This window comes from Clostridium sp. OM05-9 (assembly GCF_003481465.1).
Taxonomy (GTDB): domain Bacteria; phylum Bacillota; class Clostridia; order Lachnospirales; family Lachnospiraceae; genus Coprococcus; species Coprococcus ammoniilyticus.
This window is the reverse complement of sequence record NZ_QULF01000006.1, coordinates 78,291-95,588: the sequence shown is the minus strand read 5'-3', so window position 1 is coordinate 95,588 and position 17,298 is coordinate 78,291. Positions and strand designations below refer to the sequence as shown.

Here is a 17,298-nt window from a genome sequence, read left to right as displayed (position 1 = left end):
CATACGATGGGAATCGAAATGGAATGTGAAAATGTAGCGTACAGGGAGGATTATGCAGACTATCTGATTGAATACAACGAAGAGCGGGAAGCTGTTTTGGATATTTACAGAGAAAACGGCTGCCTGCTCTTTATTGATGAGCGGTTTGCTGTTTTATACAGGGAGAAGCCGGAGGATTATATGCAGATCTTTTCCAGACTGGAATATACACTTTTCCCCAAATTGTATGGGCTGATGGATACCAGTAGTGTAGAAGCAGTCGGAGCTGTGAATATACAGCAGGAATCGATCCTTGGACTTACCGGAAAGGGAATTCTGATCGGAATTATCGATACCGGGATTGATATTCGGAATGATCTGTTTCTGGATGCTGCCGGAAATACAAGAATTATTGCAGCATGGGATCAGTCCGTGCCGGGACCATCAGATCAGGAAGAAAATCCCGGATATGGAACGGTATATCAGCAGGAGGATATTAATGAAGCCATACGAAATGAAGCGGATATCCTGACAGATGCAAATGGACATGGAACCTTTCTTGCAGGGATTGCAGCAGGAAAACGGACAGCTGATTTCACAGGAGTGGCGCCGGAAGCAGAATATGTGATTGTAAAATTAAAGCAGGCAAAGAATAATCTGCGGGGACTATATGGTGTGCCGGAGGACGTAGAAGCATATCAGGAAAATGATATTATGATGGGGGTAGCATTTCTGCGGAGACAGGCAAGCAGACTTCGGAAAAATATATCGATCCTGATTGGAGTTGGTTCGAACAGTGGGAGCCATACTGGTTCTTCTGCATTAGAAGCCCTGCTTTCAAATGTTGGTATCATGACCGGAGTCGCTGTGTCCGTTCCGGCAGGAAATGAGGGAATTGCAGGGCATCATTTCAGAGGCAGGATCGAAGGGGGAAGCACTTATACGGAAATGGAGATTAATGTTACGGGAAATAACAGCTTTACACTTGAAATCTGGGGAGCGGTTCCCAATACATATTCTGTGGCATTTGAGATTCCGGGTGGGGAGTTTGTAAGTCAGATTACTCCCCGCTTTGATAAAAGTGAAGTCATACGTCCGGTTTTTGGTGGTGGGATCATATATATCGATTATTTTCTTGTGGAGGATCAGTCGGGAGAAGAACTGATCATGATGCGCTTTTTTGATCCGCCAAATGGTCTGTGGCGGATCCGGGTATATGGAAGCGGTGATACCGAGAAGACCTTTCATGCATGGCTGCCGATCACGGCATTTCTTTCCCCGGATACCCGGTTTATAAGACCAACGCCTGAAACAACGCTTGTGAATCCGGCTACAGGAGTAGTTCCGATGGGAGTGGGGGCATATGATCATTATTCGGATACACTGTTTCTGGATGGAAGCAGGGGATATACGGCGGCAGATGATATCAAGCCGGATTTTGTTGCTCCGGGTGTTGATGTATATGGTCCGGGCAGAGCAGGAACATTTGTCAGAAAATCAGGTACTTCTGTTGCAGCAGCGCATTGTGCCGGGTGTGCGGCATTAATCCTGCAATGGGCAAGAGACCGGGATCTGGCACGGTTTGTAAATGGAAATCAGATCCGTAATTATTTTATTCGGGGAGCAGTTCGTCCGGGAACGGCAGGAAGTCCGTTTTCATATGTTATGAACGATACAGAGGGATATCTGTTTGCAAGGGAATATCCGAACCCGGAGTGGGGCTATGGAATCCTGAATGTGTATAATACCTTTGATTCGCTCCGGACCTGACACTGTAAATGTAACAAAAATGTAAAAGATTTATAATTTTTCGTAAAATGATTTTACAGATTTTGTGCGGTGTATTATACTATAAGACGTGTTTGTAACCAACAGGTAAAGGGCATGTATAAAATGTGCCAGAATGGATAATAATAGTCGGAGGTACATATGGATAAAAAGATTCATACGGATAACTCAGAAATATTTGAAACAGAAGATATAGATGAAGTAAGTGAGATCATAGAGACAGAAGATATAGATGAAACCGAGCCGGAAGAGACACATCAGACAGATGTTCCGGAAACGGATGAAGTTCCTGCAAAGAAACGGTTCTGGAGGAAGGATAATATACTGAAGATCATAGTTGCAGTGCTTGCTGTACTTATCATATGTGAATATACCTTCTTTGGTGTGTTCTTTCAGACAAATAAAGCAAAATATGAAAAGGCAAAGCAGGAGACGCAACAGGAAGAGAGTTCTACTGAGGAGAAGAAAGTAAATATTGTTACAGAAGAGCCTTTGCCAACTACAAATATTAATGACGATTCCGAGAATGAAGAAGAAATAGAAGTAACATCGGAATATAATACCTATGATTCACACACATCTTACTCTACGGAAGCCTCTACGACGTATGAGGTAACAACGGCAGCGGGAACCGAAGATGAACTTCCGGTTGTAACGACCGAGGAACAGAAGCCGATCGTAACCGAAGAGCCGTCAACGGAAGAAAAGACGACAGAAGAGAAGACAACCGAGGAGGAGACAACCGAAGAGAAGACGACTGAGGAAAAGACGACGGAAGAACGTACGACCGAGGAAAAGACAACCGAAGAAAAGACGACAGAAGAGCGTACAACGGAAGAGAAAACGACGGAAGAGAAGACAACGGAGGCTACGACAGAAGCTACAACGGATCCATCCACAAAAGCAGATCAACCGATCGACCTTCCATTTATTCCGGCAGAATAAGAATATAAATAAAAAGCAGTCCAGTCTGGATGGTGAAGAACAGATCACCGGAGACTGAACTGCTTTTTTAATTGGTATGCTGTTCCAGATATTCCTCTAAACAAAGATGCTTCTGGTACATTTCTGTAGCAGCTTCAACACCAACATAGCGGTAATGCCAGGGTTCATAAGAGATTTCTGTTATATCGGATTTATCTGCCGGATAACGGAGGATGAAGCCGTATTTATAACAGTTTGCCATCAGCCATTGCTGGGTGGCGGTATCTTCCTGGGAGGAATCCAGCTCCTGGTTGCCAATGGAACAGATATCAACGGTAAGGCCGAGCTGGTGTTCGCTGGTACCGGGATAGGCAACCCAGGTAGCAGCAAGGGCTGTAGCATCATCTTCGCTGTAACCCTGCTCCAGATAAGAATTCTTTTTATTTGTATAGAGCCGTTCCTGTGTTTCATTTGTACGGTAGGAAGAGCAGATCAGAGGGTCAAGACCTTCGGCTCTTGCATCGTCCATCATTTTTTGAAGCCCGTCATAAGCACGGCGGTCGATCGACTGATCGTTTCGCAGTTCGACCAGATCAACGGTCCAGTCGGCTGGCAGGGTATGAGACATATTGACCAGTGTCAGCAGCCCGTTGTTTTTTGCTTCTGTTGCGGAGGCAAGCGTTTGTAAAACGGATGCAGTATCAAAGGAAGAATAGCTGCCGGAGGATGCTTTGGTTTTCTCGGTGGAATCTTCGGAGACAGAAACCTGTTCTGTTGTGATGGACCTGGAGTCTGACTGGGAGACCTGTTCCTGAAGTTTCATTTTTTTTGCCTTTCCTGCAAGGATTACAAGTATCAGTAACAGTATATAGATGATCCCCAGAATTATGACCTTCTTTTTCTTAATTACAGTTCCAAATATATGCAACATGATGTTCGCTCCTTTGTCTTTTGTTTATGTACAGAAGGATACGCCACAGAAGCATACAAAAATTCTCAAAAAAGCATCGTTTTTGCATATTTATCATCTTTTTTTTTTATTTTGCGATGGTATAATGGGGAAGATACATTAGAAAATGATGAGGAATAACTGTGAAGAAAATAGAACATTTAATTACGGTAGTCTATCCGGGCTCCATTGCAGAAGAGATGGAAATAGAACCGGGTGATTATCTGCTTGCAATCAACGATAAAGAAATAAAAGATGTATTTGATTATCGTTATATGATCAAAGATGAATATATAGAGGTGTTGATCCGTAAATCATATGGAGAAGAATGGCTGCTTGAGATCGAGAAGGATTATGATGATGATCTTGGGATGGAATTTGAAAACGGTCTTATGAGCGATTATCGTTCCTGTACCAATAAATGCATGTTCTGTTTTATTGATCAGATGCCGCCGGGGATGAGAGAGACACTTTATTTTAAGGATGATGATTCCCGGTTGTCTTTTTTGCAGGGCAATTATATCACGCTTACAAATATGACAGATGAGGATGTGGATCGTATCATTAAGATGCAGCTTGCGCCGATCAATATATCGGTTCAGACGACCAATCCGGAGCTTCGCTGCAAGATGTTGCATAATCGTTTTGCAGGTGACCGGCTGAAATATCTGGATCGTCTTTTTGAAGGGCATGTAGAGATGAATGGGCAGATCGTTCTCTGCAAGCGTGTAAATGACGGGGCAGAGTTGGAACGGAGTATCCGGGATCTTGGAAAGTATCTGCCATTTATGCGGAGTGTATCCGTTGTTCCTGCCGGACTTACGAAATTCCGAAAAGGTTTGTACCCATTAGAATTATTTACGAAGGAAGAAGCGGGACAGGTTATCGATCTGATCGAGAGTTATCAGAAAAAATTCTATGAAAGGTATTCGCTTCATTTTATTCATGCAAGTGATGAGTGGTATATAACGGCCGGACGGGAATTTCCGGAAGCAGAACGCTATGATGGTTATATCCAGCTTGAAAATGGCGTTGGAATGATGCGATTGTTTTTAGAGGAATTTGATGAAGCCTATCAGGAGCTGCTGGCTTCACCGGAATATCAGGAACAGAAAGGAACATTCCGCCGTACGATCTGTATGGCAACCGGAAAACTGACATATAGTACGGTTGTAGACTTTGCAGCAAGGCTGATGCAGGCATATCCAGGACTTACGATCCGTGTATATTGCATCCGGAATGACTTCTTTGGAGAAACAATCACAGTATCCGGACTGATCACAGGCATTGATCTGACGACCCAGTTAAAAGAGCGGCAGGCAGCAGGAGATGATCTGGGAGAAGCGCTGCTCATTCCATCGAATATGTTGCGAATGGGAGAACAGGTATTTTTAGATGATATGACAGTTGCACAGGTAGAGAAGCAGTTGGGCTTAAAGGTGGTACCGATCGAATCCGGAGGTGCAGATTTTATACAGGCAGTCATCGATCCTTCCTATTCGATGGATCGAAACAATGAAACCGTTGGATATATTCAGGCATTTGATAATACAGAAGAGTAAAAAAGATGCTCTTTTTGGGTAATTGTAATTTCATTCTATAGTGGTACAATGTGAGCAAAAATTTTGGTACAGAAATATCAGAGAAAATGAATGGAGGATACGTATGAAACAGTTAATGCTCAAACCAACGATTTATAAGTATGACACATGTAAGGAATTTGCTGATGAATTCCATATCGAAAAAGGTGATCTGGTAATTACAAATGAATATATCTATGAACCGTTTTTTGGAAAGATGGATCTGGAATGTGATGTTATCTTTCAGGAAAAATATGGTGCAGGTGAGCCTTCAGATGATATGGCGGAGGCAATTTATAAGGATATAAAGGGTGAACATAAAAGAATTATAGCAATCGGTGGAGGAACGGTAATTGATATTTCAAAGCTGTTTGCATTAAAGTATGTATCCCCGATTCTTGATCTGTATGATGGCAAGCTTCCGATAGAAAAAGATAAAGAACTGGTACTGGTTCCAACTACCTGTGGAACCGGTTCAGAGGTAACAAATATAGCGATCCTTGCATTAAACAGCAGGGGAACGAAGAAGGGGCTGGCAGTCGATGAGATGTATGGAGATTCTGCGGTCCTGATACCGGAGCTGTTAAAGGGGCTTCCGTTCCGCTTCTTTGCAACCAGTTCGATCGATGCACTTGTCCATGCAGTAGAGTCCAGTTTGTCTCCGAAAGGAAATGAATATACACGTATGTTTGGCTATAAGGCGATCGATATGATCCTTCATGGATATATGGAGATCCGTGAGAAAGGACCGGAGGCCAGAATTCCATTGTTAGACCGTTTCCTTGTAGCTTCAAACTACGCCGGAATCGCATTTGGCAATGCTGGCTGTGCGGCAGTACATGCCTTAAGCTATCCACTTGGAGCAACCTATCATGTTGCACATGGAGAATCGAACTATGCCATGTTTACCGGAGTCATGAAGAATTATATGGAGATCAGGCAGGATGGAGAAATTGCAAAATTAAATGCATTTATTGCAGATATCCTTGACTGCGATGTTGAAAATGTCTATGAATCTCTGGAGGATCTTTTAAATATTCTGATTCCAAAGAAAGCATTGCATGAATATGGGGTAACGGAGCAGGATCTTGTCGAATTTACCGATTCCGTTATGACGAATCAGGGTCGTCTGATGGCGAATAACTTCGTGGAACTTGACCGGGACAGAGTTTACAAGATATATAAAGAACTCTTTTAATCCGGACGGAGCCTTTTCGGATATAGAAAAAAAGAAAGATGGAACATCATCTTCTTTTTATTACCCAGATCAGACATAATTCTACGGAGTTCTGCTTGTAAAATGTCGAGACGGTACAAAATTGTTCCTCAGAGGCGAAAAGCTGTCGCAACTTGCGGAGAGAAGCATATTCCAAAGCAGGTATCATAGAGATATAATGTTGTCCAAGGCAGAAGAGCAGGAGGGACATTATGAATTATGTAAAAATAATGATAGTAAAGCGCGACAAAAGAGAAGTGGAACAGCTTGTATCTATCGTGAAGTCGATTCCGGGGTATGAGATTTCGGGGATATGTGACAGTGGACAGGAAGCCGTGAAGAAGATTCTGGAACGGGAACCGGATGTTGTGATCATGGATGAGGTTTTGCCGGGCAAAGATATCCTGGAGATAACAGAAGAGATCATGCACTATAAGAATCTGAAGAATACAAGGATTCTTCTGTGTGGATCGAAAACACATAAAGAATATCTTGACTTCATCTACTATAAGATCGCAGACCGCCTTGTATTGCGAATTCTTGATGTGCCATATGATGAACGAAAGATCCGGGAGATTATTGAGGATGTTATGAAGGCTAAAAGAAATGATAATTATCAGAAATTGGTGGAAACAGGTTCGGATGGAACCATGCTGGAAGCTGTAGTGACTGATATCATACATGAGATTGGCGTCCCTGCACATATAAAAGGATATCAGTATCTTCGCAGTGCGATCCTGATGGCAGTTCACGATATGGACATCCTGAATTCAATTACAAAGCAGTTGTACCCATCGATTGCAGAGGAATATGGAACGACAGCCTCCAGAGTGGAACGTGCGATCCGTCATGCAATCGAGGTTGCCTGGGGTAGAGGCAGTATGGATACGATCAATGAATTATTTGGATATACGATCCATGCGGGAAAGGGCAAACCGACAAATTCGGAATTTATTGCATTGATTGCAGACAAAATTCGACTGGATAATCGCAGTATGCTTCAGAAAACGGAGTATTCCCTGCAAAGTATTTCTTAGAAATATGGTGCATTCCATCAGGTGACGACGAAATATGTCGAAAAATGGATAAAAATTCACTTATCAGAGGGGGTTCTGTGAACCTGGTAAGTTCTTGACATTTGTCGAAATCACAAATATACTTTAGAAACAGTCGATTTTTCAAACAAAAAAGATTAAGGGGGATTGAATAATGAACAATCAAGAAATCAGTATTATTATTGCTGATAGCGACTGTGAATTAATAGCACGTCAGCTTACAGCAGCGAACACAAGAACAGGGATGAGGGTTCTTGATAAGGTAAGTGATGGGGAGAGTGCGATCGAATCAATAAAAAAATATCAGCCAGATGTTGTACTTTTAGATATCTGTCTTCCGGTTCTGGATGGATTAGGGGTAATGGAACAGATCCGGGAATCAGGCGAATGCCCAGATACATTATTTGTCATTGTAACATCGGTTGGTTCGCAGAGACTGATACGGTGCGCGTTCGAACTGGGGGCATCTTTTTATGTATTGAAACCATATAATTCTGAGCAGCTCATTGCAAGAATTCATCAGATTTACAACAGAAGAAAAGAGGTACAGACTGAGATCTCAAAAGATCTGATCTGCATCCAGAATAGAGAGGAATTGTCTGGTGCAGCGAATAATATTGAGAGTGATGTAACGGATATTATCAGGGATATAGGAATTCCAGCTAATATAAAGGGTTATCAATATATTCGTGAAGGAATCATTATGGCAGTAAACGATGTCAATATGTTGAATTACATAACGAAGCTTTTATATCCGACGATTGCAAAGAAATATAAAACGACATCATCCAGCGTAGAACGTGCGATTCGTCATGCGATCGAGGTTGCATGGAGCAGAGGACAGATCGATGTGATCAATGATATTTTTGGATATACGGTGAATGCTGGTAAAGGAAAACCAACGAATTCAGAATTTATTGCACTGATCGCAGATAAGCTCCGGATCGAATATCGAAAAAGAGCATGATGTGTATAAAAAGTTCCTTGTTTGTTGACGTATAATGAGAGAAACGTGTATAATAGATAAGGTGCTGAAATAAAAGATGGAAATCCTGTATAAGACAGGGATCCTAATAAATAAAAAACAAAACAGAGCGCCATGGGGGCTCTGTTTTTTGCTGTAAAGGAAGAAGAAATGATAGAAACAGTAGCGTCAGCAGATATGCTGATCGATGAGGTAATGCGGGTAAAGAAAAATCGTCTGGCTCCCGATTTTGCCACAGGAAAAGAAAAAAGATTAAGTATTGTATCCGGTGTACATGGAGATGAAGTGGCAGGACAGTATATCTGCTATGAGGTGATCCGACGGATCAAAAAGGATTTTGATAAATTAAAAGGAATCGTGGACATATATCCGTTTATTAATCCAATGGGCTTAGAAGCACAGGTGAGAGATGTTCCCGTGTTTGATATTGATATGAACACATTGTTTCCGGGTTCTACAGAAGGAACGGTCGGGGAGTATACGGCGGCACTTGTGCTGCAGGATATTAAAGGTTCGGATATCTGCGTCGATCTGCATTCCAGCAGCGTATATTTGAAAGAATTACCACAGGTACGGGTGAATTCGGATATTGCCGATGATATTCTTCCGTATGCTGCCAGAATGAATACGGATGTTGTATGGGTGCATCCATCCTCTACCGTTATGGAAGGAAGCCTTGCATACTCGTTAAATGAGATCGGAGTAAAGAGTATGGTCGTAGAATCAGGTGTTGCACTTATGATCGATTATGACTATGCGGATCAGATCGTTGAAGGATTATTTTCATTGATGGAATATATGGGGATCTGGGACGGCTGCGCATATAATACACATATGCCGAAGATTGCCCGAGATACGGATGTTTCTTTTGTGAATGCAGAGAGCAGTGGTATCTTTATACCAAAGGTAAAGCACTCAGGCGTAGTCGAAAAGGGAGATGTGATCGGACAGATCGTAAATGTACTGACCGGTTCTGTCGAAGAGACGATCCTGTCACCAAGAAGAGGCGTGGTATTCTCACTTCGCGCTTATCCGGTGATCGAGGAAGGCTCGCTGGTTGCCAGAATATTTGGAGGTGTGACAAATAATGCGTAAAGAGATCATATATACGATGAACACCGCCTATCGTGGAGAATATTCCATTAAAGGCTTCAGCTTCGGAACAGGAGAAAAGGCGGCATGTATCATGGGAGCTATGCGCGGAAATGAATTCCAGCAGTTATACATCTGTTCCCTGCTGTCGAAAAAATTAAGCGAACTTGAGACAAGAGGAGCAATCGTATCGGGAAAACAGATACTGCTGATTCCATCCTTAAATTACAGTTCCTTTAATGTCGGTAAGAAATACTGGATCTCTGATAATTCTGATGTGAACCGTGCTTTTCCGGGAAATCCGGAAGGACAGGCGACCAGCAGGATAGCGGCAGCGGTTATGGATCATGTAAAAGATTATGCGTATGGAATACAGTTTGCAAGCTTTTATATGGATGGAGAATTTATCCCGCATGTCAGAATGATGGAGACGGGAAAGCAGAGTACCAGTCTGGCCAATCTGTTTGGTCTTCCTTATGTTCTGACAGCAGAACCGAGGGCATATGATAAGGCAACTTTAAATTATAACTGGCAGATCGGAGGAACCGAGGCGTTTTCCGTGTATTCCGGTGTGACGGAGAAGATTGACGGTGAGAGTGCAGCACATGCGGTTTCAGCGGTACTCCGATTCCTGACCAGAATGGGAATCATCCGGTACAACTGTCATGCAGGTTATATATCGACTGTTCTTGATGAGGAGGAACTGCTGTCTGTAAAGTCAGATAAATCCGGTGGTTTTTTAAAGCGGTTTGTAAGTCCGGGAGATGAAGTGGTTCGGGGAAATGTTATTGCAAATGTTATAAATCCGATGACCGGAGAGATCGCAGCCGATATTTACGCACCGACAGATGGAATTATTTTCTATGCGCAGAATGCACCGATGATCTATCAGAATTCAGTGGTATTCAAGCTTATCCGCAGACTGCACAATTAAAGATGGCTGTTTTGAGGTTTATTCGGTAAACAGCAACAATTTAAAAAGAAAAGCTGAAAAAAGCTATTCAATGAATTTCAAAAGTGGTATCATAGGCGTTGTAAAACGCTTGTAATAATATGAATTCCCGGAATATGGGAAAAAACATATGATAAAAATGGAGGTTTTTATGAGCACAGTTAAGAGAGTTTATGTTGAAAAGAAGCCTGACTATGCAGTTAAGGCAAAGGAACTTCATGACGAGATCAAGAACTATCTGAATATCGATGCCGAGTATGTAAGAGTACTGGTTCGTTACGATATTGAGAATCTGTCTGAAGAAACATACAAAAAAGCACTGGTTACAGTATTTTCAGAGCCACCGATCGATATGATCTACGAGGGAGATAATCTTCCAATGGCAGATACAGATAAGGTATTTTCTGTTGAGTTCCTTCCGGGACAGTTCGATCAGAGAGCAGATTCAGCAGAACAATGTGTTAAGCTTTTAAATGAAGATGAAGATCCTATCATAAAGACAGCCACAACATATATTTTATCCGGTAATGTAACGGATGAGCAGTTAAAAGCAGTTATGGAATACTGTATCAACCCGGTAGATTCCAGAGCCTGTGGTATGGAGATCCCTGAGACACTTGTTACCGAGTATGAAGAACCGGCCGACGTTATTGTTTTTGATGGCTTTAAGGATATGACAGAGGACAAGTTAAAGGAGTTATATGATTCCCTCGGACTTGCGATGACATTTAAGGATTTCCTTCATATCCAGAAGTATTTCAAGGGTGAAGAGAAGCGTGATCCATCTATGACAGAGATCCGTGTGCTGGATACATACTGGTCTGATCATTGCCGTCATACCACATTCTCAACAGAGCTTACAAATGTTGAATTTGATGATGGTGATTATAAGGATATGCTTGAGAAGACATTTGATGCTTACCGGGCAGAGATGAAAGAAATGTACAAGGACAGAGATGATAAGTTCATCTGTCTGATGGATATAGCCCTTATGGGTATGAAGCAGTTAAAGGCAGCAGGCAAATTAGACGATATGGAAGTATCCGATGAGATCAATGCCTGCAGTATCATCGTTCCTGTAGAAGTAGACGGTGAGACAGAGGAATGGCTCGTATTCTTCAAGAATGAGACACATAACCACCCAACTGAGATCGAACCGTTTGGTGGTGCTGCTACTTGTCTTGGTGGTGCGATCCGTGATCCGTTGTCAGGTAGAGGATATGTATATCAGGCTATGCGAGTAACCGGAGCAGCAGATCCTACAAAGTCTTTAAAGGATACTCTTCCTGGAAAGCTTCCACAGAGAAAGATCGTTACGACCGCAGCAGCAGGTTACAGCTCATATGGTAACCAGATCGGTCTTGCAACAGGACTTGTAAATGAAATATATCATCCGGATTATGTAGCAAAGAGAATGGAGATCGGAGCAGTTATGGGTGCAGCTCCAAGACGTGCGGTAAAACGTCTGAATTCTGATCCGGGAGATAAGATCATCCTTCTCGGCGGACGTACCGGTCGTGACGGTTGTGGTGGAGCAACCGGATCATCCAAGGCACATAACAGCCAGTCTCTTGAGACCTGTGGTGCAGAAGTACAGAAGGGTAATCCTCCAACAGAGAGAAAGATCCAGCGACTGTTCAGAAGAGAAGAAGTTGCTTCTATCATAAAGAAATGTAATGACTTTGGTGCCGGCGGTGTATCCGTAGCGATCGGAGAACTTGCACCTGGTCTGGTTGTAGATCTGGACAAGGTTCCAAAGAAATATGCAGGTCTGGATGGAACAGAGCTTGCTATTTCAGAATCTCAGGAGCGTATGGCTATCGTAGTAGATCCAAAAGATGTAGATACGATGCTTAAGTATGCGGATGAAGAGAATCTGGAAGCCGTTGTTGTAGCAGAAGTAACAGAAGAACCAAGACTGGTTCTGACATGGAGAGGAAAAGAGATCGTAAATATCTCCCGTGCATTCCTTGATACAAACGGCGCACATCAGGAAACAGATGTTAAGGTAGAGATTCCTGCAAAGGCAGATAATTATTTCGATTCTGTAAAAGAACCGGAAGATGTAAAGAAAGCATGGATCGACACATTATCAGATCTGAATGTATGTTCACAGAAGGGTCTTGTTGAGATGTTCGACAGCTCAATCGGAGCAGGCACAGTAACGATGCCATATGGTGGAAAGTATCAGCTTACACCGACACAGACAATGATCGCAAAGCTTCCTGTTATGAAGGGTAAGACCGATACGATCACAATGATGAGTTATGGATTTGATCCATATCTGTCAAGCTGGAGCCCATATCATGGTTCTGTATATGCAGTTGTAACATCTGCAGCAAAGATCGCAGCAGCTGGTGGTGATGTTTCAAAGATCCGTCTGACCTTCCAGGAGTATTTCAAGAGACTCGGAACAGATCCATACAGATGGGGTCAGCCATTTGCAGCCCTGCTTGGTGCATATGATGTTCAGGTCGGACTTGGACTTCCATCTATCGGGGGTAAAGACAGTATGTCAGGAACCTTCAATGATATCGATGTTCCTCCGACACTGGTTTCCTTTGCAGTTGATGTTGCAAGTTACATGAACGTAGTAACACCGGAGCTTAAGAAAGCAGGCAATGTGCTTGTTAAGCTTGATATAGAAAAAGATGAAAATGATATCCCGGTATATCAGAATGTACTTGCCATGTACGATCTGTTACATCAGGCAATCCTTGCAGACAAGGTAGAATCTGCTTACGCTGTAGGATTTGGTGGTATGATCGAAGCTGTCAGCAAGATGGCATTTGGTAATAAACTGGGTGTAGATATTGATACCTGTATTACAAAGAGAGAACTGGTTTCCAAGGATTATGGTTCAATCATCCTTGAAGTGAAGCCGGAGAATGTAAATACACTTGGTATTCCGGTTAAGAAGATCGGTACTGTAAATAACAGTGCAGCATTCACCTATGGTGATGTAACAGTTACAATGGATGAAGCACTTGCTGCATGGACAAAGACACTGGAGAAGGTATTCCCGACAGAGTCAGGTGTAGAACAGAAGAAGATCGAGACCGGTCTTTTTGATGCAAAGACCGTATATACAGCAAAGAATAAGGTTGCAAAGCCAAAGGTATTCATTCCTGTATTCCCGGGTACAAACTGTGAATATGATTCTGCAAAGGCATTTGAACGTGCAGGTGCAGAGGTTGAGACGATCGTATTCCGCAACATGACAGCACAGGGCATTCGTGATTCTGTAGATGCATTTACAAAGGCAATCAGCCAGTCACAGATCATCATGTTCCCGGGTGGCTTCTCCGCAGGTGATGAACCGGATGGTTCCGGTAAGTTTATCGCAACAGCATTCCGTAATGCGAAGATCGCAGACGAGGTTATGAAGCTGTTACAGCAGAGAGATGGTCTTGCACTTGGTATCTGTAACGGATTCCAGGCACTGATCAAGCTCGGACTGGTTCCTTACGGTGAGATCCGTCCACAGACAGATGATTCACCTACATTGACGATCAACAGTATCGGTCGTCATCAGTCCAAGATGGTTTATACCAAGGTGGTAACAAACAAGTCCCCATGGTTAAAGGAAGCTGAACTTGGCGGCGTATACACAATTCCAATCTCACATGGTGAGGGAAGATTTGTTGCAAGCAAGGAATGGTGCGAGAAGCTGTTTGAAAATGGTCAGGTTGCAACACAGTATGTTGATATGAATGGTAACCCGACAATGGATGAGTACTACAATGTCAATGGTTCTTACTATGCGATCGAAGGTATCACAAGCCCGGATGGTCGTGTACTTGGTAAGATGGGACATTCAGAGCGTACCGGTCGTGCGGTTGCAGTCAATATCTATGGCGACCAGAACCAGAAGATCTTTGAAAGTGGTGTAGATTACTTCAAGTAAGAGAATAATAGATCATAAATAAAAGCCCGCATGATAGGATTGAGGCATAACCGTTTGGTGGCTGAGAGAGGATTATGCGGGCTTTATTATTTGTTAAAGACTTGTATAATCATGAGGTTTTGACAGATTCATGATGTAGTCAGAAAAATGAGAAAAAGAATTTTTACAGATTTAGGTATAAATATAAAGGAGATTGGAACTATGGACAAAAAAGAGAAAGGGAAAAAAAGAAGTTGGGGACTTTATGTTCTTGCATTCTGTGTACCGGTTATCGGACTTCTGGTACATATGTTGATTGGAAAATGTTATCCATTTGGTGATAATTCTATTTTACTTGGGGATGCCAAAGATCAGTACCTTTCTTTTTTTAAAGAATTATATGACCGGTTAAAAAACGGCCAGTCACTGCTTTTTAGTTGGAATGGTGGAATGGGTTATGATTTTTATTGCAATATGATGTATTATCTGATGAGCCCATTCAACCTGATCACGCTTTGTTTTGGCAGATACAGTATGGAACTGGGCATGATCGTAACCATGGCAGTGGAAATTGGTATGTGTGCTGTTTCTGCATTGTATTATTTTAGACATACATATATTAATTCTATGGAGCATGGAAGGATAAATGATGGAGTAACATTTGTATTTTCCATTGTTTATGCAATGTGCAATTATATTTTAGCCTATCAGTATAATCTGATGTGGCTTACCAGCCTGGTATTGGTTCCTTTTGTTATGCTTGGAATTGAGAAAATTGTCAGAAAACAAGATTACAGATTGTATATCGTAACCATGATACTTGTATTTGTTGTGAATTTTTATTTTGCATGGTTTGTCTGTCTGTTATCCTTCTTCTGGTTTATTGATCAGAACCGGGGAGGATGCAAAGCATGGATGAAATGCTTTGTCAAATGGTTTCTGGTATCTGTCTGTGCTGCACTTGCGGCAGCAGCAGTATTAATTCCGTGTTACATATTAGTACGTTCCAGAAATGATAATTTTACAAATGCATCCTCTTATACATGGAACACGATTGGAAATATAGGAAACTTTATTCAGAGCTTTTTCTGGGGACATGCATTGGATATAGCTGGACACGATTTGTTTACAGTTAACTCGTATTGTGGAATTGTTATTGTGGTACTGATGGTCTGCTATCTGCTTAATGCGGAGATAACGCCTGGCAATCGTATACGCCGCTGTGTGATATTGCTGTTTCTGGCGGCTTCCCTGTGTGTTTCGGGATTGATCTATGTGATGCATGGTTTTTCATATCCGCATAGTATATCCAATAGAGATGTTTTTTTACTTACAGTATTTATTATAATATCTGCATTTGAACAGGTTTGTAAATTAAAAAAACTTGGAATTATTAGAATGTCAATAGTTGCAATCATTCTGATGGGTTTAACAATTTGTGCATTTATATGGAATAATGATGTACAAAATATTATATGTTACATGGGAACAATTCTGATCCTTGTTTACAGTTTAATATGTTTATTTTTGTATGAAAGAAATAGCATAACAGGGAAAAGTATGCTTATAAATGTAATTGTTTTATGTTTGCTTGAAGTTATGGGAAACTCGTTTTTGATCAATGATAACTCAAAGGTAGATATAAGAGTTCTTCCTAATATTGCTGCATCGGAATGGGAAGACGATTATAAAGCAATTAAATTGCAGGCGGGAGAGAGAAAGACAAGCTGGGTATTTTCAACAAACAATATGATTGATTCAGATACAAATTTGTTTTCGTCAATGAAAAATACAGAAATGGTGTGGCTGTTTCGAAGGTTAGGACTCTCTTATCAGGATAATGGTGGATGTTATGTATATCGTGGAACAACACCTGTAACTGCAGCTATGTTTAATGTACGAAATGTTTTAACGGATTCACCAGCGCATTATGGTGGATATACCAGTAAAGAACAAAAGAAAATATATAATGATTATCAGCAGACTTCGGATGTACTTCAATTAATGGAAAATGATTATTTAGCCGGACTTGGATTTATGTGTTCTTATGAACTTGAATTGAATGATTGGATGAATGGAAATGCATTTGAAGTACAGAATGCTTTTATGAGCAGTGCCTTAGGGGAAAAGACTGATTTGTTTACAGAGGTTACCATTCCGTCTATAGAGATTTCAGGAAATTATTGCCTGCCATTTAAACAACAAGGTAATTTATTCCCATATTTATCAACAGCTTTGAATGATTCTGTAATGAATCTGTCATTAGGAATTACTATTCCAGAAGATATACATTTGTATGTACACTTAAGTGATGCATATAGAGTTATGACAAATGTATATATTGATGGAAAAGAATATAGTACACTTGATACATATCCATCAAATGGCGAGATCCTTGACCTTGGTAATTTGAAAAAAGGACAGAAGGTGAGTCTTCTTGTATATACACTTGCGAGTCCTGGAGTCAAAGGGGAAACGATGATTAATTTTTATAGCTTGGATGATGTTCTCATGCAGACTTCTTTGACTCAATTAAGGGCGCAGAAATTAGAAGTGTCTCGTTTGGATGATACACGGATTGAGGGACACATATCGGCAAAAGAAGATGGCATTTTATATACCTCAATTCCATATTACAAGGGATTTCAGATATATGTAGATGGTAAAAGAGAATCAGTGGTCCCAATCGGAAAAGCGCTAATCGGTATAGAGATGCAGGCAGGAGAACATGATATTCGTATTACTTACTTTCCATATGGACTAAAAGCCGGAATTATCTGTAGTATATTAGGATTGCTGTGTACAGCGTTTATTATATGGTTGAATACCAGAAAACTTCAAATAATTAAGGAAGGAAAAACAAGAGTAGAAAATTAATTAAATTCTTCTATT

Annotated in this window: 11 protein-coding genes; 10 read left to right on the top strand and 1 reads right to left on the bottom strand. The window is 41.4% G+C overall.

Annotation, left to right across the window (positions count from 1 at the left end):
* Positions 1 to 6 precede the first annotated feature (6 nt).
* Positions 7 to 1,749 carry a S8 family peptidase gene (locus DXB77_RS10860; RefSeq protein WP_243100177.1) on the top strand — a complete coding sequence of 581 codons (1,743 nt, stop codon included), beginning with the start codon at positions 7 to 9 and terminating at the stop codon, positions 1,747 to 1,749.
* Between the two features lie 159 nt (positions 1,750 to 1,908).
* Positions 1,909 to 2,712 (top strand): hypothetical protein, encoded by an 804-nt coding sequence (locus DXB77_RS13040; RefSeq protein ID WP_179960532.1) that lies wholly within the window; start codon positions 1,909 to 1,911, stop codon positions 2,710 to 2,712.
* A gap of 67 nt (positions 2,713 to 2,779) precedes the next feature.
* Here the strand turns inward: DXB77_RS13040 and DXB77_RS10850 are convergent, their stop codons facing one another.
* Entirely contained in the window at positions 2,780 to 3,622 is an 843-nt protein-coding gene (locus tag DXB77_RS10850) for a M15 family metallopeptidase (protein ID WP_207665161.1), read from the bottom strand.
* 161 nt (positions 3,623 to 3,783) lie between these two features.
* Between DXB77_RS10850 and DXB77_RS10845 the strand changes: the two genes are divergently transcribed.
* From DXB77_RS10845 to DXB77_RS10810, 8 genes are all read left to right on the top strand, one after another.
* On the top strand, positions 3,784 to 5,202 hold the full coding sequence (locus tag DXB77_RS10845) for a DUF512 domain-containing protein (RefSeq protein WP_118663212.1): 1,419 nt from the start codon (positions 3,784 to 3,786) through the stop codon (positions 5,200 to 5,202).
* A 103-nt stretch (positions 5,203 to 5,305) separates the two neighbouring features.
* On the top strand, positions 5,306 to 6,418 hold the full coding sequence (locus DXB77_RS10840) for a 4-hydroxybutyrate dehydrogenase (protein WP_118663211.1): 1,113 nt from the start codon (positions 5,306 to 5,308) through the stop codon (positions 6,416 to 6,418).
* A gap of 230 nt (positions 6,419 to 6,648) precedes the next feature.
* Positions 6,649 to 7,473: a sporulation transcription factor Spo0A gene (gene spo0A, locus DXB77_RS10835; RefSeq protein ID WP_117821906.1), complete on the top strand. Its 825-nt coding sequence runs from the start codon at positions 6,649 to 6,651 to the stop codon at positions 7,471 to 7,473.
* Positions 7,474 to 7,645: 172 nt separating this feature from the next.
* On the top strand, positions 7,646 to 8,458 hold the full coding sequence (gene spo0A / locus DXB77_RS10830) for a sporulation transcription factor Spo0A (protein WP_117821905.1): 813 nt from the start codon (positions 7,646 to 7,648) through the stop codon (positions 8,456 to 8,458).
* Positions 8,459 to 8,626: 168 nt separating this feature from the next.
* Positions 8,627 to 9,571, top strand: coding sequence for a M14 family metallopeptidase (locus DXB77_RS10825; RefSeq protein WP_117785519.1), 945 nt, complete (start codon positions 8,627 to 8,629; stop codon positions 9,569 to 9,571).
* Positions 9,564 to 10,502 carry a M14 family metallopeptidase gene (locus tag DXB77_RS10820; RefSeq protein WP_117821904.1) on the top strand — a complete coding sequence of 313 codons (939 nt, stop codon included), beginning with the start codon at positions 9,564 to 9,566 and terminating at the stop codon, positions 10,500 to 10,502. Before DXB77_RS10825 ends, DXB77_RS10820 begins: the two co-directional genes overlap by 8 nt.
* A 169-nt stretch (positions 10,503 to 10,671) precedes the next feature.
* Positions 10,672 to 14,427, top strand: coding sequence for a phosphoribosylformylglycinamidine synthase (locus tag DXB77_RS10815; protein WP_118663210.1), 3,756 nt, complete (start codon positions 10,672 to 10,674; stop codon positions 14,425 to 14,427).
* Positions 14,428 to 14,628: 201 nt separating this feature from the next.
* On the top strand, positions 14,629 to 17,283 hold the full coding sequence (locus DXB77_RS10810) for a YfhO family protein (RefSeq protein WP_182439479.1): 2,655 nt from the start codon (positions 14,629 to 14,631) through the stop codon (positions 17,281 to 17,283).
* Positions 17,284 to 17,298: the final 15 nt, after the last annotated feature.

Coding starts and splice junctions, on each gene's coding strand:
- DXB77_RS10860 (WP_243100177.1), top strand. CDS start 7: ATGGGAATCGAAATGGAATGTGAAAATGTAGCGTACAGGGAGGATTAT.
- DXB77_RS13040 (WP_179960532.1), top strand. CDS start 1,909: ATGGATAAAAAGATTCATACGGATAACTCAGAAATATTTGAAACAGAA.
- DXB77_RS10850 (WP_207665161.1), bottom strand. CDS start 3,622: ATGTTGCATATATTTGGAACTGTAATTAAGAAAAAGAAGGTCATAATT.
- DXB77_RS10840 (WP_118663211.1), top strand. CDS start 5,306: ATGAAACAGTTAATGCTCAAACCAACGATTTATAAGTATGACACATGT.
- spo0A (WP_117821906.1), top strand. CDS start 6,649: ATGAATTATGTAAAAATAATGATAGTAAAGCGCGACAAAAGAGAAGTG.
- spo0A (WP_117821905.1), top strand. CDS start 7,646: ATGAACAATCAAGAAATCAGTATTATTATTGCTGATAGCGACTGTGAA.
- DXB77_RS10825 (WP_117785519.1), top strand. CDS start 8,627: ATGATAGAAACAGTAGCGTCAGCAGATATGCTGATCGATGAGGTAATG.
- DXB77_RS10820 (WP_117821904.1), top strand. CDS start 9,564: ATGCGTAAAGAGATCATATATACGATGAACACCGCCTATCGTGGAGAA.
- DXB77_RS10815 (WP_118663210.1), top strand. CDS start 10,672: ATGAGCACAGTTAAGAGAGTTTATGTTGAAAAGAAGCCTGACTATGCA.
- DXB77_RS10810 (WP_182439479.1), top strand. CDS start 14,629: ATGGACAAAAAAGAGAAAGGGAAAAAAAGAAGTTGGGGACTTTATGTT.